The following is an 18,432-nucleotide window of genomic DNA, read 5'->3' as shown; positions in this document are numbered from 1 at the left end:
GGCAGCGTCTCAGCCCTCCTCCAACCCCCAGCTGTGGATCCGCTTCGGGTGGATGCGGATCAGTTCCTCGCTGAAGTGCGGGCCCAACTCGTGCGGGCCCGTGAGGAGTTCCGCCTCGCCCCGGATCTCGATGCCCCGTACCTTCCACGGCTTCAGCGTCACGATGTCGTCGACGACCAGGGACAGCTTCGGGTTCGCCAGGAGGTTGCGCCACTTCTTCGTCGTGCCCAGGGCGTAACCCCCGATCAGGATCGTGCCGTCGTCCTGCGGGAAGAACCCCACGGGGTTCGCCTGCGGCTGGCCCTTCGGGTCGACCGTGGCCATGCGCCCCAGGCGCTGGGACGCGAGGTACGCGCGCTCGGCTTCGCTGAATTCGGTCATGCCGCGAAGCCTCGCACGCGCACCGGAGGACCCGCATCGGATCACGGACCGAGATCGGCCCGGGGGCGCACGGCACCTCCCGGCGACGACCCCGGAACAAGGCCTAGCCCCAGATCACCGCCCCGAGCCACGCCCCCACGATCAACAGGCACGCGAACAGCTCGGCAAGGACACTGCTCCCGCCCATCCGCATCGCGGTCCGCGTCGCCGTCACCGCCTCCCCGTGCCCGCCGAGCCGCAGCCGCTCCCCGGCGTAGATGCCTCCGATGAAGCCGGGGATCGCCCCGATGACCGGGACCACGCAGAACCCGAGCAACGCCCCGGCCCCCGCGAACGCCGCCATCCGGCGCGTCGCCCCGCTCTCCCGCAGCCGTCTGGGCGGCAGCTGCCAGCGCACCGCCTGCACCGCGAGCAGCACGACGGTCGCGCCGACCAGGACGCCCCAGGCGAGGCCGTTCGGGTCCTGGAGCGCCCACCACAGGACCGCGGCCCACACCAGCCACGGTCCCGGCACCCCGGGCACCAGCACTCCGCACAGGCCGAGCAGCATCACCACACCGACCAGCAGGAGTTCCCACGCTCCCATCTGCCCAGGGTGCAGGAGATCCGGCGAAACCGCAGGTCAGGTTAGTCCCGGGGCGGAGGGGGCAGGCGGGGTCCCGGTCGGCCGCGGGGCGGCGGGGCGGCGGGGCGGGCAGGAACAGGCAAGCGTCCCGGTCAGTCGCGGGGCGCGGGGGACCGGCGTGCCACCCAGTCCCTCTCGTACGCGTGCCAGCCCAGCTGGAGCCGTGTCGTCACGCCCGCGAGCTCCATCAGCCGCTTCACCCGGCGCTGCACCGTCCGGAGCCCGAGGTCCAGCTGCTTGGCGACGCTCGCGTCGGTCAGGCCTGCGAGGAGCAGCGACAGGATCTCCAGGTCCGTGCCGTCCGGCCCTTCCGGGGCGTCCTGGGCGAGCGTGCCGTCCTCGCCCAGGCGCAGCGGCAGCGCGTCCCGCCACACCGCCTCGAACAGGCCCGTCAGCGATTCGAGCAGCCCGCTGGCGTGCACGACCAGCGCGGCGGGCTCGGCCGTCCGCGAGGTGAGCGGCACCATCGCCAGCGAGCCGTCGGCGATCACCAGCTTGGTCGGGACGCGGTCCACCACCCGCACCTGCTCGTCGCGGCCGATCGCCGTCGACAGCTCCACGAGGCCCGTGGGCAGGTCGAGGACCGTGCGCTCGACCACCACGCGGTAGCTGACGCCCCGGTCCGTGGCCTGCTCCTCGGCGCTGTTCTCCATGCCGGTGATCGCGACGGGGCTGCCGGTCACCAGGGCGCACACCTCGTCGCTCGCGCCCAGCTGCAGCTGGAGGAAGCGCTGCGAGACGGCGGCCGCCCCGGTGACCACCTCGACCAGGTCGTGGACGGTGGGCTCGGCGGCCTGCGCGCGGTACTCCTCGGCGAGCAGGGTCGCCGCGAGCTCCGCCTTCTCCAGCTCGTGCCGCTGCTGGGTGAGGAGCGCGCCGAGCGCGACGCCGGGCGGTGCCGCCACCCAGCGGCCCGCCTTCCCCGACGCCTGCGCGGCCAGCCCGTGCCGCTCCAGGCGGCGCAGCGTCCGCTCGGTCTCCGGCTCGCCGAGGGTGAGCCTGCGCGCGAGATCGGGCACGTCGGCGGCGCCCACCGACACCAGCGCCCGGTACGCCGACTCGTGCGTCTCGTCCAGACCTATCGCAGCCAGCATGCGGCGACGTCCCTCCCCAGTGCTCCGTTCCGACGGTGTCGTGGCGGGAAACAGCCACGGCGTAAACCCGCCCGAGGACATCATCCCCGCACCACCGGTCCCGATGACAAGGTGACGCCACCGCAGCACCAACCGCGGCCGCATTTGCGGCCTTTGGGTCGACTTGGCCTGCGGTCCTGCATGCCCACCTACCCCTGGGGAGAGCGATGCGCCCGATATCGCGTACGGCCTTGGGGGCGGCGTCCGCCGTCGCCCTCGCCGTCACCGCGGCCGTCCCGTCCGTGGCCGAGCCACGCGCGGACACGGCGGACAAGAGGCCACTGGTGGGCAGCGCCCCCCAGCGCGAGGGCGGCTCCGTCGTCACCCTCGTCACCGGCGACCGGATCCTGGTGACGTCCGACGGCAAGGGAAGAGCGGGGGCGACCGCGCTGCCCGGCGAGGACGGCACGGCGCCGCTGATCCAGACCAGACAGTCGGGCAAGGACCTGTACGTCTATCCCGAGGGTGCCGTCCACGCCGTCGCCGAGGGCAAGGTCGACGAGGAGCTCTTCAACGTCACCGGGCTCGTCCGCCAGGGCTACGACGACGCGCACGCCAAGAAGCTGCCGCTCATCGCCGTGTACGACAAGTCCGTCGACGTCGCGCGCTCGCTGCCCGCGACGCCGCGCGGAGCCGAGCGCGGCCTCGTCCTTGAGCCCGTCGACGGCGTCGCCCTGAAGGCCGACAAGAAGAAGGCCGCATCCTTCTGGGCGGAGATCACCGACCCCAGCTCCCGTGCCGCGGGCGACCTGAGGAAGCTCTGGCTCGACGCCAAGGTCGAGGCCACCCTCGACAAGTCGACCAAGCAGGTGCACGCCCCCGAGGCCTGGGCCGCGGGCTACGACGGCAAGGGCACCAAGGTCGCCGTCCTCGACACCGGGGCCGACGCCGAGCACCCCGACCTCAAGGGCCGCATCGGCGCGACGAAGAACTTCACGGACTCCCCGGACAACGAGGACCGCCAGGGCCACGGCACCCACACCACCTCCACCGTCGGCGGTTCCGGCGCGGCGAGCGACGGCAAGAAGAAGGGCGTCGCGCCCGGCGCCGAGCTGCTGCACGGCAAGGTCCTCAATGACAGTGGCTCCGGGGCCACTTCGTGGATCATCGCGGGCATGCAGTGGGCGGTCGACCAGAAGGCCGACGTGATCTCGATGAGCCTCGGCAACCCGGCGCAGACCGACTGCACGGACCCGATGAGCACGGCCACCGAGGAGCTCGCACAGTCGAGCAAGGGCACGCTGTTCGTCATCGCGGCGGGCAACACCGGCCCGACCCTCAACTCCGTGTCCTCGCCCGGCTGCGCGCCGAGCGTGCTCACCGTCGGCGCCGTCGACCGCGACGACACCACCGCGAACTTCTCCAGCCGCGGGCCCGCCTACGGCTCGCACACCCTGAAGCCGGAGATCGCCGCGCCCGGCGTCGGCATCTCCGCGGCGGCCGCGGGCGGCCGCGGCCCCTACGCCTACCAGTCCATGAGCGGTACGTCGATGGCGACCCCGCACGTCGCGGGCGCCGCCGCCCTCGTCAAGCAGCGCCACCCCGACTGGAGTTCGCAGCAGATCAAGGCGGCCCTCGTGTCGTCCGCGGACAGCGGCGTCCCCGGCGACGCGCGCGAGACCGGCGGCGGGCGGCTCGACGCCAAGGCCGCGATCGACCAGAAGGTGCTCGGCTCCCCGGCCGTGCGGGGCGGCAGCTTCGGCTGGCCGCAGGACTCGTCGGACCGCACCTCGGTCGACGTGCCGTACACCAACACCACCGACAGGACGGTGAAGTTGAAGCTGTCGCTCCAGGGCGTCACCGGCAACGACGGCTCCGCGGTCCGCTCCGGCGTCGCGAAGCTCGGCGCCCGCGCCGTGACCGTCCCGGCCGGCGCCACCGTCAAGGTCCCGCTGAAGCTCGCCCCCGACGCGGACCTCGAGCGCGCGCAGTACGGCGACATCACGGGCCGCGTCCTGGCCACGGCGGACGGCGGCACTCACGTCTCCACCCCCTTCTCCCTCCACGTCCAGCCGGAGACCGTCAGCCTCCGCGTGAAGCTGATCGACCGCAACGGCAAGCCCGCTGACGGACCGTCATCGCTCGATCTGATCGGCACGGACACCGCGAGCGGCGAGCGCCGCTTCAACGAGGGCGCGAACGACCAGACGTACCAAATCCGCCCCGGCGCCTACTTCCTGACGGGATTCATCGCGACGCCCGACGTCGGCGGCGACGGCAAGCTGACCGACTCCCTCACCCACATCGCCCGCCCCCAGGTCGAGGTGGAGAAGGACACGACGATCACCCTCGACGCCCGCAAGGCGCACAGCATCGCCGTCAGGACGGACAAGGCGTCCGAAGTGCGCGGCGCCACCCTCGCCTTCGCCCGCACCTGGGGCAAGGACAACTGGCTGCACGCGGGCACCGCGGCGGGCCCCCGCACCATTCGCGGCTACTACCAGTCCGTCGAGGGCGAACCGGCCGACGGCACCTTCGAGTCCGGCAGCTACTGGCGCACGGCCGCGCCCCAGATCTCCGAACTCGCCGTGGCGGGCGGCGCGTCGCTCCACCCGCTGACGGCCTCCACCGGCTCCGCCAACCTCGACGGCACCGGCAGTGCGGCTCTCGTCGACGCCAAGTCCGGCACGGCACAGGAGCTGGCCGCCGCCGGGGTCAAGGGCAAGATCGCCCTCGTGAAGGTCCCGGACAGCGGCGAAGCGGCCGCCGTGGCGGCCGAGGCGAAGAAGGCGGGCGCGGTCGCCGTCCTCGCCCACCGCGCGGCCCCCGGCCGCTGGTACCCCTCCGCGGGCTTCACCGGATCCCCGCTGCCGGTCCTCGGCATCCCGACGGACGAGGCGGCGGACCTCATCGCCCGACTCGTTTCCGGCACGGTCGAGTTGAAGTGGAAGGCGACGGCGAAGAGCCCCTACGTCTACAACCTGGCGTTCCCCGGGACGGGCCAGATCCGCGACGACCGCACCTACCGCGTGCGGGACAAGGACCTCGCCGCGAACGAGGCGACCTACCGGGCGATGGGCCGGGCCACGGACTACGTGGACCTGCCGTCGGCGGCCCGTCCCACCGGCCTGGAGATCTACTTCGGCGACATCGCCTCGGTCCCTGCCCCCGGAAAGCGCACCGAGTACTACTCGGCGGGCACGACCGGCTGGGGTCACCAGGTCTCCAGCAGCTTCCCGTACGGGGAGTTCATGACCGACCCGGTGCGTACGTACAAGAAGGGCGAGCGGCGCAGCGAGACCTGGTACGACGGCGTCCTCACGCCCGGCGCGCCGCGCGACGCCGAGGGCGGGCAGGCGCCGGCGGGCGAGCGGCAGGGCAACCTGATCGGCGTGGCGCCCGGCTTCTGGTCGGACGCGCAACACGCGGGAATCCAGGGCAGCTTCGGCGACATCGGCTCCGTGGAGCTGAAGCGCAACGGCGAGGTCGTGGGCCGGTCGGGCTGGCCGTTCGGGGTGTTCACGGTCCCGGCCGAGGACTCCGCGTACGAACTCACGCTCTCCACGCAGAAGATCGGCTCGCAGGTCTGGCAGCGATCGACGTCGACGGAGACCACCTGGTCCTTCCGCTCGCACCTCGACGAGTCCGCGTACTCGCAGGGCATCCCGATGCTCTTCCCGACCTATGCCCTGCCCGAGGACGGCCTGAAGACCATGGCCGCGAAGGACGGACAGCGGATTGAACTCGGCGCGACGGGGCACGCGGGCTACAAGCCGGGTGCGCTCACCGAGGCGAAGCTGTCGTACTCCTACGACGAGGGCGAGAGCTGGAAGGCGGCGACCACCGCCGAACAGGGCGGCAAGTGGAGCGCCACCGTGGACCACGCGGGCGCCTCCGGCAAGCGGGTCTGGCTCAGGGCCCAACTGACGGACGCCAAGGGCAACTCCGTCACACAGACCGTGGCTCGCGCCTACGACGTGCGCTAGCCACACCGGCACCGCCGGGCGGTCCTCCTGTGGGGGGTGGGCCCGCCCGGCGGCCTCTGCCCGCCCCCTTCTGGCCGGAATTTCCGGATGCACCGTTTTCGTACGCCCTCAGCGGTGGAAAATAGGGGCATGAGCCAGCAGGGGGACAGGCACACCGGTCGCGACGACGACTGGTGGGGGCAGCTGTACGACGACTCCACGCAGGACACGGGCCCGACACCGGCACCGGACACCCTCGACGACAGATTCGCCTCGGCGTCGAACACGGTGAAGGAAGGGTTCCCCACACCACGGAACCCCACGACAGCACAGGACTCCGGAGCCGAAGGGCCCGCGGAACCACCCGCGGAGAGGTGGGGCACGTCGGGCGAAGAGACCGCTCCCGCCCCACCTCCCGCACCCGGCCCCGCCGTTGCGGGACTTCCTCCCGCTGCGCTCCCGGCGAGTGGGAGCTTTGCAGGTGCGGATGGCGGGCTTGGTGGGATGGTCGAGCCGCATGCCTCCGCCGGGCCGTATGTGTCGGCCCCTGCGGGGGTGGTCCCTGCGGGGCCGGCCCCTGTGGCCGGGCCCTCGCCCTGGGAGGTTCCCACCGCGCCCGGCGGGCCCGTGACCTTCGGGACGGGGACCGGGACCGCAGGCGAGCCGGGTGGTTACTCGACGCCGTCCACCGAAGAGCCCCGCGGCGCCGTGCCCACCTCCCGGGGACCCGAGCGGTCCACCGCGCCGCCGGGCGGGCGTCCGGAGGAGGCGGGGGCGCGGGGCCCCGCCGCGGAAGGCTCCCCTCCGGCCCCCCTCGCCTATGTGGGGGACGGGCCTCCCACCTACGAGGCCGAGCCCACCGTCCTGCCCGCGGCCGACCCCGACAACCTGGACGACCTCGTCGCCGACACCGTGCTCGACGGCGCGCGGTACGGCTCCTGCACCCTGCGCGCCGTATCCGTACGAGGCGACTCCGCCAGGTACCGCGGCGAGCCCCGCAGGGACTCCCTGCTCACCGCCCGCTTCGGCACCGGAGGGAACGCCCTGGTGCTCGTCGCCATGGCCACCGGCACCCGCGCGACCCCGGGCGCGCACCGCGCCGCCGCCGAGGCCTGCGAGTGGATCGGCAGGGCCGTGGGCCGCAGTCACCGCCGCCTCGCCGAGGACATCAGGGCCGCCCGCCGCGGCGACCTCAAGTCGGGCCTGCACCGCCTCACCGACCGCAGCCTCGGCAAACTCCGCGCGCACGCCGCCGACCTCGGCCTGGAACCCGAGGAGTACGCGGCGTCCCTGCGCTGTCTCCTCCTGCCCGCCGACCCCGAGTGCCGCACCCGCGTCTTCTTCGGCGTCGGCTCGGGCGGCCTCTTCCGGCTCCGCGACGGCGAGTGGCAGGACATCGAGCCCCGCGTCGCCGACGCCACCGGCGACGCCGTGGTCGGCTTCGGCTCGCTGCCCGCCGAGAGCCGGGACGGCGACCGCCTCACGATGGACCTCGGCATCACCACACCCCCGAGTCCCTACGAACCCGCGCCCGAGCCACCCCGCGACCCCTTCCGCTTCCGCGCCTCGGTCGCCCGCCCGGGTGACACGCTCGTCCTGTGCAGCGGAGGCCTCGCCGAACCGCTGCGCGGCGAGCCCGAGCTCGCCGAACACCTCACCCGCAGGTGGGAGAAGAGCGACCCGCCGGGACTCGCCGCCTTCCTGGCCGACATCCAGGTCAGGGTCAAGGGGTACGCGGACGACAGGACCGCCGCCGCCGTTTGGGAGGCATGACCGCCGCACCTGTGAATTCATGGACCCAAAGGGTCCACGGGTTCGAAAGGGTGCGTGCAGCATGGCCAAGCAGAACGTCGCCGAGCAGTTCGTCGACATCCTCGTCCGCGCCGGCGTCAAGCGCCTGTACGGGGTCGTCGGCGACAGCCTCAACCCGGTCGTGGACGCGATCCGCAGAACCAAGGCGATCGACTGGATCCAGGTACGGCACGAGGAGACCGCAGCCTTCGCCGCCGGCGCCGAGGCCCAGGTCACCGGCAAGCTGGCCGCCTGCGCGGGCTCCTGCGGCCCCGGCAACCTCCACCTCATCAACGGCCTGTACGACGCGCACCGCTCCATGGCCCCGGTCCTCGCCCTCGCCTCGCACATCCCCTCCAGCGAGATCGGCCTCGGCTACTTCCAGGAGACCCACCCCGACCAGCTGTTCCGCGAGTGCAGCCATTACAGCGAGCTGATCTCCAACCCCAAGCAGATGCCCCGGCTCCTGCAGACCGCCATCCAGCACGCCGTCGGCCAGAACGGCGTCAGCGTCGTCTCGCTGCCCGGCGACATCGCCTCCGAGCCCGCCCCCGACAAGGCCGCGGAGACCGCCCTCGTCACCTCCCGCCCCTCCGTGCGCCCCGGCGACGCCGAGATCGAGAAGCTCGCCGCGATGATCGACGAGGCCGACAAGGTCACCCTCTTCTGCGGCAGCGGCACGGCGGGCGCGCATGCCGAGGTGATGGAGTTCGCCGAGAAGATCAAGTCCCCGGTGGGCCACGCCCTGCGCGGCAAGGAGTGGATCCAGTACGACAACCCGTACGACGTGGGCATGAGCGGCCTGCTCGGCTACGGCGCGGCCTACGAGGCCACCCACGAGTGCGATCTGCTGATCCTGCTGGGCACGGACTTCCCGTACAACGCCTTCCTGCCCGACGACGTGAAGATCGCGCAGGTCGACGTGCGCCCCGAACACCTCGGCCGCCGCTCGAAGCTGGACCTCGCGGTCTGGGGCGACGTACGCGAGACCCTGCGCTGTCTGACCCCGCGCGTCTCGCCGAAGACGAACCGCAAGTTCCTCGACAAGATGCTGAAGAAGCACGCCGACGCCCTCGAAGGCGTCATCAAGGCGTACACGCGCAAGGTCGAGAAGCACGTCCCGATCCACCCCGAGTACGTCGCCTCGGTTCTCGACGAACTCGCCGCCGACGACGCGGTGTTCACCGTCGACACGGGCATGTGCAACGTCTGGGCGGCCCGCTACCTCACCCCGAACGGCAAGCGCCGCATCATCGGCTCCTTCAGCCACGGCTCGATGGCGAACGCCCTGCCGCAGGCGATCGGCGCCCAGTTCGTCGACCGGGGCCGCCAGGTCGTCTCGATGTCGGGCGACGGCGGCTTCTCGATGCTGATGGGCGACTTCCTCACCCTGGTCCAGCACGACCTGCCGGTGAAGGTCGTCCTGTTCAACAACTCCTCATTGGGAATGGTGGAGTTGGAGATGCTGGTGGCAGGCCTTCCGTCGTACGGCACGACCAACCACAACCCCGACTTCGCGGCCGTCGCCCGCGCCTGCGGGGCCTACGGCGTGCGCGTGGAGAAGCCGAAGCAGCTCGCGGGCGCCCTCAAGGACGCCTTCGCGCACAAGGGCCCGGCACTCGTGGACATCGTCACCGACCCGAACGCCCTCTCCATCCCGCCCAAGATCAGCTCGGAGATGGTGACGGGCTTCGCGCTCTCCGCCAGCAAGATCGTCCTCGATGGCGGTGTGGGCCGGATGGTGCAGATGGCCCGGTCGAACCTGCGGAACGTGCCGAGGCCCTGACCTCGCACAAGACGGGACGACGGGGCCTTTGCGGCCCGATCGGCACATGCGCCGTACGGGTGGAAGAGACGGCCGGGCGGAGCAGTCCTCGGCGCGGCGCGGAAATGTCACCAAGTGACCATCACACTTTCTCCACAGGAAGGTCCGTGACACCCATGTCGTCCTACCGTCGCGTCTCCGCCGTCGCCGTCGCCGCGCTGCTGATCTCCGGAGTCACCGCTCCCGCCGCGCTGGCCGCGACCCCCGACAAGGCCCCCGCAGCCACCACCGTGGCACCGAACCCCGACACCCCGCTGGTCGGCGCGGGCCTCTCCCTCGACCTCAATGCCGCCCTCGACCTGGAGGCCCACGGCATCGTGGCCGCCGCCGTCGGCGGTGCGGTCGACGTCGACGGGGCGGTCAGCCTGAAGGTCGGCAAGGGCAGCAAGATCACGCACAGCAAGGGCAAGGTCCTCGGCGGCAAGGTCGTCCTCAAGGGCGGCGTCGAGCTGTCCAAGGGCGCCAAGAAGGTCGTCATCTCGAACGTCGTCGTCGACATCAAGACCGGCCTGATCACGGCCAAGGTCGGCGCCAAGGCCAACGTCCGCATCGGTGCCGTGGCCAACCCGGCGAACGTCGAGGTCCAGCTCATGGAGGGCTCGACCAACGCCACTCTCAAGCTCGGCAACGACGGCATCATCCTGAACGCCGGTGTCATCGCGAGCCTCGACGCCACGCTCGGCACCTGCCTGTCCACCAACGTCGACCTCGACACCGGCGTCACGGTGGACGCCGCCCTCGACGTCGACGCCAACCTCGCCGTGGGCTCCCGCCTCGACGCGGACCTGATCGTCGCGCTCGGCCTCGACGCCGACATCGACATCGACCTCGGCGTACAGGGCCTGCTCGACGCGGTCCTGGACATCGACATCAGCCTGTTCTGACCCACAGGCTTCGCTCAAGGCGGTGCCCCGGACCCCTTGCAGGGGCCGGGGCACCGCCTTGAGGGGCGCGGGGAACTGCGCGACCAGCCACAGCCAACCCGCACCCGAAGTACCGCCCTACCAGCGGAGCGCCTACGCGGGGCGCAGCCGCAGAGTCACGATCTGGAAGGGCCGCAAGGCAAGCGCGAGCCCCGCCTCACCGGCCTCGGCCGGTTCAAGCGGCCGCTCCAGAAGGTCCGCCACCTCGGCCCGCGCCACGGGAAACGACGTACTCACCAGCGCCTCGGCCCGCCCGCCACGCGATTCATAGAGCCGCACGACCACGTCCCCGCTGCGATCGTCCGCCAGCTTCACCGACTCGACGGTGACCGCAGGATGGTCGACGCTCACCAAAGACCCTCGCACCGGCGCGTTTGCCACCCGCAACGGCAGATTGAGCGCGAGCCCCTCCTCCACCGCGTCACCGGTCGTGGCCCCCGGAAGCAGCGCGTACGTGAAGCGGTGCGTGCCCTGGTCGGTCCGCGGGTCGGGGCTGTGCGGGGCCCGCAGCAGCGTCAGCCGCACCGTCGTGCCGAGCGTGCCGCCGTGCTCCGTGCGCGTCACGTCATGGCCGTACGTCGAGTCGTTGAGCACCGCGACCCCGTACCCCTCCTCGGCGACCCGCAGCCAGCGGTGCGCGCAGATCTCGTAACGGGCCGCGTCCCAGCCGGTGTTGGCGTGTGTGGGCCGGTGCACATGGCCGAACTGGATCTCGGCGGCGGACCGTTCGGCATGCACGTCGAGCGGGAACGCGGCCTTGAGCACCTTCTCCGACTCCCGCCAGTCGACGTCCGTCACGACGTCCACGCGCCTGCTCCCCGCCGCGAGGCGGATCTCCTGCGTGATCCGAGAGTCCCCGAAGGACCGCACCACCCGCACCGCGACCCGCAGGGGCCCGTCCTCGACGAGCTCGACGGACTCGGCGTCCGTGAGGTCGGTGTGCCGGCGCCGGTAGTGCCGGTCGAGGTCCCAGGCGTCGTAGTGCGTCGGGTGGTCGGGGTGCAGCTGGAGGAGGTTGCCGGGGGCCGCGAGAACCTCCCGCCCCTCCGCCAAGTCCCTGACGGAGGTGAGGAGTCCGGCCGCGTCGACGGTGACCCGCAGACGCTCGTTCGTCAGCACGATCGCCGTGCCGTCCGTCAGCGCGGACACGCCCGTGCCCGGCTCCCGGGTGGAGCCCGCGGCGACGTCCAGGCTCTGCGTGCCGAGCGCGGGGACGACGACGTGCACCAGCGTGCCGTCACCGTTCTCGACGACCTCGCTGCGCGGATACGGCGACGCGTTGAGCGCCGCGGGGCCGCCCGCGCCGAGGGACCGCGCGGCCGCGAGGGTGAGCTCGTCGAGCTCGGCGAGGACGCGCTCGTACGTCTCGCGCGCCTCCCTGTGCACCCAGGCGATCGACGAGCCCGGCAGGATGTCGTGGAACTGGTGCAGAAGGACCGTCTTCCACAGCCGGTCCAGGGTGTCGTACGGATAGACGTACGCCGGATCGTTCACCGCTGCGGCCGTGCACCACAACTCCGCCTCCCGCAAGGCGTGTTCACTGCGACGATTGCCACGCTTGGTCGCTGCCTGGGTGGTGTACGTCGCGCGGTGCAGTTCCAGATACAGCTCGCCCGACCAGACGGGGGCCTGGGCGCCGTACTCCTCCTCGGCCGCCGCGAAGAACGCCGAGGGTTTCTCGATCTCGACGCGCGGTGAGCCCTCCAGGGAGCGCAGGCGCCGGGCGCGCTCCATCATCTCGCGGGTGGGGCCGCCCCCGCCGTCGCCCCAGCCGAACGGCACCAGGGAGCGGGTGGCGCGGCCCTTGTCGGCGAAGTTCCGCTCGGCGTACGCGAGTTCGGAGCCGTGGAACTGCGAGTTGTAGGTGTCCACGGGTGGGAAGTGGGTGAAGACCCGGGTGCCGTCGATGCCCTCCCACCAGAAGGTGTGGTGCGGCATCTTGTTGGACTGGTTCCAGCTCAGCTTCTGCGTGAGGAACCAGCGGATGCCCGCGAGCTTCGCCAACTGCGGGAAGGCGGCGGTGTATCCGAAGGAGTCCGGCAGCCAGATCTCCTCCGTCTCCACGCCGAACTCCTCGCGGAAGAACCGCCTGCCGTGCGTGATCTGGCGCGCGAGCGCCTCGCCGCCCGGCATGTTGGCGTCCGACTCGACCCACATCGAGCCCACGGGCGCCCAATTGCCGCCCGCCACCGCCTTCTTGATGCGCTCCCAGATGTGCGGCTGGTGCTCCTTGACCCAGGCGTACTGCTGGGCTTGGGAACAGGAGAAGACCAGCTCCGGGTACTCCTCGGCCAGGGCCGTCACATTGGCAAAGGTTCGCGACGCCTTGCGTACCGTCTCGCGCAGCGGCCACAGCCACGCCGAGTCGATATGTGCGTGTCCGGTTGCCGATACGCGGTGTGCGCTGGCGTGGGCGGGCTTGGCCAGGACGCCGGAGAGTTCGGCGCGCGCCGCGGCCGCAGTGCCGGACACGTCGTGCAGATCGAGTGCGTCGAGCATGTCCTCCAGGGCCCGCAGGATCTCGTGCCGACGCGGACGATCGGGGTCCAGTTCGGCCATCAGCTCCGAGAGGACCTCGATGTCCATGGTCAACTGCCAGACCTCCTCGTCCAGTACGGCGAGGTCGGCAGACGCGAATCGGTAGATCGGGGTATTGCCTGCGGTCAGTACGTCGCCGAGGGGGGTCGGCACGAAGTCGTGCAGGACGGCCGGATTCGCCGCCGCCTCCAGGAGCAGATGTACCGGCTCGCCGCCCCGCGCCAGGTCGGCCACTGGAATATGCCGATTGCGCGGGTGAATCCCCTTCAGGGGAACGCCCGACGCGTCGTACACGAGCCCCTCCGCCTGGAAGCCGGGCCCGTCGCCGGAGAAGCCGGGGTCGACGACCACTTCGACCCGGCGCCCACGCCACTCCTCGGGCACCTGTCCTTGAAGCCGGAACCAACTTGTGGACCAGGGCTTTCCCCACTCCGTGCCTGTCTCGAAGGGTTCGTACGCGGCTTCGAGAGCGGTCGCGACGGGCACGGGCTCGCCCGGCGCGTGCCAGACGGAGAGGGCGAGCGGCGCCCGGAGCGCGTACTGGGCGGGGCGGATGAACTGGCGCAGCGCCCGCTCCAGGCGGCCCTCCACCAGCAGTCTGTCGTCGTGCACTTGGGCTCCTCGGAACGCTCGGCGGTGGGGGTCCACCGCTTCACTTCCCCTCATCCCCGGGGTGCACCCCCGCCATTGATTGACGATTCGACAGGAGTGCGGGGTGCGGCCCGGGGCATGCATTCCGTGAGGTTGTTCGAGCAGGGAGGCCGGGTCATCGCTTGGTGGGCGGGGGTCATGACGAGGCAGTCGCGTGGGGGCGGTCCCGGGGGAATCGGGGCCTCTTCGAAGGTACGGGACGAGACGACCGGGGAGGCGCCGGACGGATCCGACGGGATCCAGCTGAGGCGCCGGTTGGGGAGGGCGGATCTGCGCGCGGTGTCCGAGGTCAGGAAGGCCCTGAGAGACCTTCTGCGGCACTGGGGAAAACCGGGCGGATCCGAGATAGCGGAACTCCTCACCAGTGAACTGGTCACGAACGCACTGGTGCACACCGATCACGACGCGATCGTCACCGCGACCGTGGGTCCACGCGGACTCCGGGTCGAGGTGCGGGACTTCGTGGGTCGCCGCCCCAAACCGCGGGTACCGAACGCCGACGACGGTACGCACGGCAGGGGCCTGGTCCTCGTGCAGTCGCTGGCCGACTCGTGGGGCGTGCGGGCGCACGGGGTGGGGAAGGTGGTGTGGTTCGAGCTGAACGGCGGCGGCATGGTGTGATCCCTGCCGCCGCCGGGCCCGTGACGTCCTGTCACGCCGCGGGCGGGACCTGGAGCGGTTCGACCGAACCGCGTCGGCCGAACCGCGTCAGTCGAGCTGTGTCAGTCGAGCTGTGTCAGCCGAACTGCTGCTCCAGGTCCTTCAGCTTCTGCTCCAGCGAATCGAGCCGGGGCAGCGTCATCGTGTCGTCCTCCGCCGTCAGGTCGACGGTGACGGGGGCGGCACTGTCAGGGCCGCCCTTGACGGCCTGGAGGGAGGGTCGGGCGCGCACCGGCAGCTGTTCCTGCGCCGCTATGGCAGGGTCCGCGCCGACTTGCGCGGACCCTGCGGACGGAGCGACGGCCTGCATCTCCACCTGGCGTCCGCCGCCCCGGGGGTAGCCCCGGTGGCCGCGGCTGATCGCCTTGAGCTGTGCGCGCTCCAGCTTCTCCTGGTCGCGCCTGCGCAGTCGCGTGCGCTCCTTCTCGCGGCGGTCCTCCCGCACTTCCTCGACGGCCTCGTCCAGGGTGCGTACGCCTTCCAGGAGCATCAGCGACCAGGCGCCGAAGGTCTCGCGGGGCGCGCGCAGCCACCGCACGATGCGGATCTGCGGCAGGGGCCTCGGTACCAGGCCCTGTTCGCGCAGAGCGGCCCTGCGGGTCTGCTTGAGCGCGCGGTCGAAGAGCACCGCGGCCGACAGCGACATCCCGGCGAAGAACTGCGGGGCGCCCGCGTGTCCCAACCCCCTTGGCGCGTGCACCCAGTTGAACCAGGCGGCCGCGCCGGCGAACGTCCACACCAGGAGCCGCGAACCGAGCGCGGCGTCGCCGTGGCTGGCCTCGCGCACGGCGAGGACGGAGCAGAACATCGCGGCGCCGTCGAGGCCGAAGGGGACGAGGTACTCCCAGCCGCCGGAGAGGCTGAGGTTCTGCCGGCCGAAGCCGACCAGGCCGTGGAAGGAGAGCGCGGCGGCGACCGCGGCGCAGCAGAACAGCAGGACGTAGGAGGCGGTGCCGTAGATGGCTTCCTTGCGTCTGCGGCGTTCCTCGCTGCGCTCCCACGAGTCGTCGCCCGTGGCCGCCTTCTCCTGCGCTCGCTTGCCGCGTGTGAGCACCGCCACCGCCACCAGCATGCCCAGGAGCAGGACGCCGCCGGGGAGCAGCCAGTCCAGCGATATGTCGGTCAGTCTCATCTGGGGTCCCTTGCGTCGCGGTAGGGCGTTTCGGGCGCCATAGTGGCCCAATCCCGATGCCCCTCAGGGGGTTTCGGGGCAAGAGAACGCCAAGGGGGTGCAAGGGAGCGCGAAGAGCGCACTTTTCGTCGAACTCCCGGCGGGTGGGCTGGAGTTGAGTTCGATTAAACGCGCACGAAAGGGTGGTTCAGGAGGAAGCGGTTGCGCTGAGGCGTGCGATGCGCTCCGCGTCGCAGGTGCGTGGGCAGGTGACGCAGGTGTCCTCGGGGCGCAGCGTGTAGAACATGCAGCAGCTCGCCCGGTCGCGGGTCGGTAGCGCCTCGCCGTTCGGGCCCGTCAGCTCCCGGAAGCCCGCCGTGCCCACGTACGGCTTGGTGGCGCCGGGCAGGAGCCGCTCCAGCTCCTCCATCGCGCGCCGCTCCTCGCCGAGCAGGTGCGCGATGTACCAGAGGCCCTCGACGATCTCGTCGGTGGCGACGCTCCACAGGGCGCGCGAGCGGCGCCGCATGCGAGGGCCGAAGCCGTCGAGGAGCGGGCCCAGGTGCTCGGCGACCGCGGCCCGCACCTCCGCGCGCAGGGCCTCCTCGTCCGGTACGACGCGGGCGCCGGGCAGGGTCGCCGCCGGGTCGCCGGGGAGGCAGGCGAAACCGTCCGTGCGTACGGCCATGCGGCCCAGCGTGCGCTGGAAGGAGACGTTCGCCACCGGGAAGCGCGGGACGCGGCGGTGCAGGAACCACGGAACGGTGATCAGCAGGGTGGCCGGCCAGGCGTAGCGGTGCAGCCCGAAACTGGCCACCACGTCGGGGCGCGCCTGGGTGCCGTAGTCCTTGAGGACCTGTGCGTTGTCCCAGGCGAGAAACGCGTCGAGGTCGGCCCCGCCCTCCGCGAGCCGGGCGGCGGTGACCCAGCCACCGCCCTGTGGGGCCTGTTCGTCGAGGCCGAGTTCGGCGACGCGCAGCCCGGGAAACACCTCGGTGAGGCGGGCATAGGAGTCCGCTACGGCACTGGGGGCGCCCGGAGAGGGCGGCGCGGCCAAGGTGGGGACGGACATGCGGGGACCACCGAATCGCGATCGATTGCAGGTTAGCCTTACCTTACCCGACGTGATCGAGGTTTCAACTGCGGTCCTGTCCGCCTATGGTGCCTCTCGTACCTTTCGGAGCAGTCAGAGGCAGGGCGGGCGGGCGCACGTGGACGTCGTGGAGGAGACCGGGGGGCGTGGGGCCGGGCCCGACGCCCGGGCGCCGCGCGTCCGCGTGCCGGAGCAGGCGGGCGCACAGGCCCGCAGGTCCGCGGGGGAGGCGCGCGGGGAGCACACGCACGGCGAACCGGAGGCACCCCGGCGCACGGTGCGGCGCACCTCGGTGCGCGGGCAGATCCTGGACGCGCTGCGCGCCGCCCTGGTCGGCGGCGAACTCACCCCCGGTGAGGTGTACTCGGCGCCGGTGCTCGCCGAGCGCTTCGGTGTCTCCGCGACGCCCGTGCGCGAGGCGATGCAGCAGCTGGCCGCCGAGGGCGCCGTGGAGGTCGTGCCCAATCGCGGCTTCCGGGTCACCGAGCGCAGCGGGCAGGAGCTCGCGGAGCTGGCCGAGGTGCGTGCGCTGATCGAGGTGCCGGTGATGCTGCGGCTCGCCCGCTCGGTGCCGGCCGCGCGCTGGGCCGAGCTGCGTCCCCTTGCCGAGGCGACGGCGGCGGCCGCGGCGGGCGGCGACCTCGCGCGCTACGCCGAGTGCGACCGGGCCTTCCACGGCGCGGTGCTCTCCCTCGCGGGCAACCAGCAGCTGGTGCAGGTCGCGGGCGATCTGCACAGGCGCTCGCAGTGGCCCCTGGTGAGTGGCCCCGTCGCGGGCAGGAGGGCCGATCTGGTGGCGGACGCGGCGGAGCACATGGCCCTGCTCGACGCCCTGGCCGCCCAGGATCTGGGTGTGGTGTCCGCCCTGGTCAGGGAGCACTTCAAGGGCGCCGCGGCCTGAGGGCGCCCGTCACCCGGCGGTGATCTCCGTCCGGCGTGGATACCACCACGGAGAGTCACATTGTGGTCGACTCCGGTGACGTTCAGCGACCTGCCGAATGGTTCGAGCGGGCGCGTCGAACGATCGGAAGGGACCTCCCATGTTCAGAACGGTGTTCATCGGTGGCGCCACGGCGGCACTCGTCGCCGCCTTCACTCCGGCCGCGGGGAGCGCGCAGGCCCCCGCCGCCCTTGCCCCGCCCGGCAAGGTCACCATCGACCTCGTCTCCGTGAACGGCTCGGGCTGCCGGCCCGGCACCGCGACGGTGGCCGTCTCCCCGGACAACACGGCCTTCACCGTCACCTACAGCGAGTACCTCGCCCAGGTGGGCAAGGGCGCCAAGCCGACCGACTTCCGCAAGAACTGCCAGCTCGGCCTGAACGTGCACGCCCCGCAGGGCTTCACCTACGCCGTCGCCAAGGCCGATTACCGCGGCTTCGCGAGCCTGCAGAAGGGTGCGAGCGCCACGCAGCAGGCCAACTACTACTTCCAGGGCATGTCCCGGACGACGTACCGCACCCACCGCTTCCACGGCCCCCTCCGGGACAACTGGCAGGTCTCCGACACCACGCCGATCCACGCGATCGTGCACGCGCCCTGCGGCGAGCAGCGGAACTTCAACGTCAACACCGAACTGCAGGTGGACGGCGGCCGTTCCGACACGGTCAACACCAACAGCTTCATCGCCACGGACTCCACGGACGGCGACTTCACCACGAAGTACCACTTCTCCTGGAAGAAGTGCCCGGTGCGCCGCTGACCTCAGCGGCACATCCCCAGCAGTCGACCCACCGGCCGTACGGCCGGTGGGGGGGCGGCGCAAAACGGGGGGCGGCGGGGGGGGGGGTGGCAGGGG

Annotated in this window: 13 protein-coding genes; 7 read left to right on the top strand and 6 right to left on the bottom strand. The window is 71.8% G+C overall.

Translation table 11 applies throughout. The annotated features are described in order from the left end of the window. Nucleotides 1-9: 9 nt before the first annotated feature. The 3 genes from AB0B50_RS21690 to AB0B50_RS21680 form a co-directional block, all read right to left on the bottom strand. Entirely contained in the window at nt 10-381 is a 372-nt protein-coding gene (locus AB0B50_RS21690) for a PPOX class F420-dependent oxidoreductase (protein WP_362334138.1), read from the bottom strand. 103 nt (nt 382-484) lie between these two features. Further along, entirely contained in the window at nt 485-967 is a 483-nt protein-coding gene (locus AB0B50_RS21685; protein ID WP_362334135.1) for a DUF456 domain-containing protein, read from the bottom strand. Between the two features lie 131 nt (nt 968-1,098). Beyond that, the gene (locus AB0B50_RS21680; RefSeq protein WP_362334133.1) at nt 1,099-2,100 is read right to left on the bottom strand and encodes a helix-turn-helix domain-containing protein; all 1,002 of its coding nucleotides are present in this window, start codon (nt 2,098-2,100) and stop codon (nt 1,099-1,101) included. A 206-nt stretch (nt 2,101-2,306) separates the two neighbouring features. On the opposite strand from AB0B50_RS21680, the gene AB0B50_RS21675 reads away from it, so the two are divergent. The 4 genes from AB0B50_RS21675 to AB0B50_RS21660 all read left to right on the top strand — a co-directional run bounded on the left by AB0B50_RS21675 (nt 2,307) and on the right by AB0B50_RS21660 (nt 10,544). Further along, on the top strand, nt 2,307-6,065 hold the full coding sequence (locus tag AB0B50_RS21675) for a S8 family peptidase (protein ID WP_362334130.1): 3,759 nt from the start codon (nt 2,307-2,309) through the stop codon (nt 6,063-6,065). Nucleotides 6,066-6,194: 129 nt separating this feature from the next. Further along, complete coding sequence (locus AB0B50_RS21670) at nt 6,195-7,817, top strand: protein phosphatase 2C domain-containing protein (protein WP_362334127.1); 1,623 nt, start codon at nt 6,195-6,197, stop codon at nt 7,815-7,817. A 61-nt stretch (nt 7,818-7,878) separates the two neighbouring features. Beyond that, nucleotides 7,879-9,621, top strand: a complete 1,743-nt coding sequence (locus AB0B50_RS21665; protein ID WP_362334124.1) for a pyruvate dehydrogenase — start codon at nt 7,879-7,881, stop codon at nt 9,619-9,621. A 155-nt stretch (nt 9,622-9,776) separates the two neighbouring features. Further along, nucleotides 9,777-10,544: a hypothetical protein gene (locus AB0B50_RS21660; RefSeq protein ID WP_362334121.1), complete on the top strand. Its 768-nt coding sequence runs from the start codon at nt 9,777-9,779 to the stop codon at nt 10,542-10,544. A 132-nt stretch (nt 10,545-10,676) separates the two neighbouring features. Here the strand turns inward: AB0B50_RS21660 and AB0B50_RS21655 are convergent, their stop codons facing one another. Continuing rightward, a complete protein-coding gene (locus AB0B50_RS21655; protein ID WP_362334118.1) occupies nt 10,677-13,733 on the bottom strand; it encodes a glycoside hydrolase family 38 C-terminal domain-containing protein in 3,057 nt (1,018 codons plus the stop codon). Nucleotides 13,734-13,910: 177 nt separating this feature from the next. Here AB0B50_RS21655 and AB0B50_RS21650 point away from each other — a divergent pair, with 177 nt between their 5' ends. Continuing rightward, entirely contained in the window at nt 13,911-14,393 is a 483-nt protein-coding gene (locus AB0B50_RS21650; RefSeq protein ID WP_362334115.1) for an ATP-binding protein, read from the top strand. Between the two features lie 115 nt (nt 14,394-14,508). Here the strand turns inward: AB0B50_RS21650 and AB0B50_RS21645 are convergent, their stop codons facing one another. Next, nucleotides 14,509-15,564, bottom strand: a complete 1,056-nt coding sequence (locus tag AB0B50_RS21645; protein ID WP_362334112.1) for a DUF2637 domain-containing protein — start codon at nt 15,562-15,564, stop codon at nt 14,509-14,511. 187 nt (nt 15,565-15,751) lie between these two features. Continuing rightward, nucleotides 15,752-16,615 (bottom strand): (2Fe-2S)-binding protein, encoded by an 864-nt coding sequence (locus AB0B50_RS21640; RefSeq protein WP_362334109.1) that lies wholly within the window; start codon nt 16,613-16,615, stop codon nt 15,752-15,754. Between the two features lie 205 nt (nt 16,616-16,820). Here AB0B50_RS21640 and AB0B50_RS21635 point away from each other — a divergent pair, with 205 nt between their 5' ends. Both AB0B50_RS21635 and AB0B50_RS21630 read left to right on the top strand, forming a co-directional pair. Continuing rightward, nucleotides 16,821-17,537 carry a GntR family transcriptional regulator gene (locus AB0B50_RS21635; RefSeq protein ID WP_362334861.1) on the top strand — a complete coding sequence of 239 codons (717 nt, stop codon included), beginning with the start codon at nt 16,821-16,823 and terminating at the stop codon, nt 17,535-17,537. Between the two features lie 139 nt (nt 17,538-17,676). After that, a complete protein-coding gene (locus AB0B50_RS21630) occupies nt 17,677-18,336 on the top strand; it encodes a DUF4360 domain-containing protein (protein ID WP_362334106.1) in 660 nt (219 codons plus the stop codon). Nucleotides 18,337-18,432: the final 96 nt, after the last annotated feature.

The sequence above is a fragment of the Streptomyces sp. NPDC041068 genome (assembly GCF_040647455.1).
In the GTDB taxonomy this organism is placed as follows: Bacteria; Actinomycetota; Actinomycetes; order Streptomycetales; family Streptomycetaceae; genus Streptomyces.
This window is presented reverse-complemented; position numbering and strand designations above follow the sequence as displayed.